1 protein-coding gene is annotated in these 1,026 nt (G+C 74.5%); it reads right to left on the bottom strand.

Annotated elements, in window-relative coordinates:
• A partial coding sequence (locus AOK24_RS29850) for an amino acid adenylation domain-containing protein (RefSeq protein WP_159052029.1) occupies positions 1–1,026 on the bottom strand: 1,026 nt, incomplete at both ends.

The following is a 1,026-nucleotide window of genomic DNA, read 5'->3' as shown; positions in this document are numbered from 1 at the left end:
CCCCTGGACAGCCTTGCCGCTGGGCGACAGCGGCAGGCTGTCCAGGGGCACGAAGAAGGACGGCACCATGACGGCGGGCAGCGCGGCGGACAGGTGCCCGCGCAGCTCGTCCTCGGCGGCGGTGCCGACGACGTAGGCGACCAGGGAGGTGCCCGTGGGGGTCTCCCGGGGCACGACGACGCACTGGGCCACCCCGGGGTGCTCGCCGAGCCGGGCCTCGATCTCACCGAGCTCGACGCGCTGGCCGCGCAGCTTGAGCTGGTGGTCGGTGCGGCCCAGGTACTCGATCTCGCCGTCCTGCGTCCAGCGGACCAGGTCGCCGGTGCGGTACATGCGGGCGCCGGGCGGGCCGAAGGGCTCGGGCACGAACCGGTCGGCGGTGAGCCCCGGCCGGTCGTGGTAGCCGTCGGCCAACTGCACGCCCGCCAGGTAGAGTTCGCCGGTCATGCCCGGCGGGCAGGGGTGCAGGTGGGCGTCGAGGACGTGCAGGCGGGTGTTCCACACGGGCCGTCCGATGGGGACGGGGCCGGTGCCGTCGGGGGCGCAGGTGTGGTGGGCGACCTCGATGGCCGCCTCGGTCGGGCCGTAGAGGTTGTGCAGCTCCACGCCGGGCAGGGTGCGCGCGAACGTGTTCACGGTCTCCCGCAGCAGCGCCTCGCCGCTGGCGAACACCTGGCGCAGGGTGTGCCGGCAGCCGGCGGCGCCCGCCGACGCCAGGAACGCCTGGAGCATCGAGGGCACGAAGTGGCAGACGGTGACGGCCCGTTCGCGGATCAGGCGGGCCAGGTAGTCGGGGTCCCGGTGGCCGCCGGGCTCGGCGAGGAGGAGCGTGGCCCCCTCGCGCAGGGGCCAGAAGAACTCCCACACCGACACGTCGAACGAGGACGGCGTCTTCTGGAGGACCCGGTCGGCCGGGGTCAGCCGGTAGGTGCCCTGGCCCCAGCGCAGCCGGTTGGCGATGGCGCGGTGCGAGACGACGACGCCCTTGGGGCGGCCGGTGGAGCCGGAGGTGTAGATGACGTAGGC

The organism is Streptomyces niveiscabiei (assembly GCF_001419795.1).
In the GTDB taxonomy this organism is placed as follows: domain Bacteria; phylum Actinomycetota; class Actinomycetes; order Streptomycetales; family Streptomycetaceae; genus Streptomyces; species Streptomyces niveiscabiei.
Note: the sequence above shows the minus strand (reverse complement) of the source record. Positions and strands in the feature narration are given on the sequence as shown.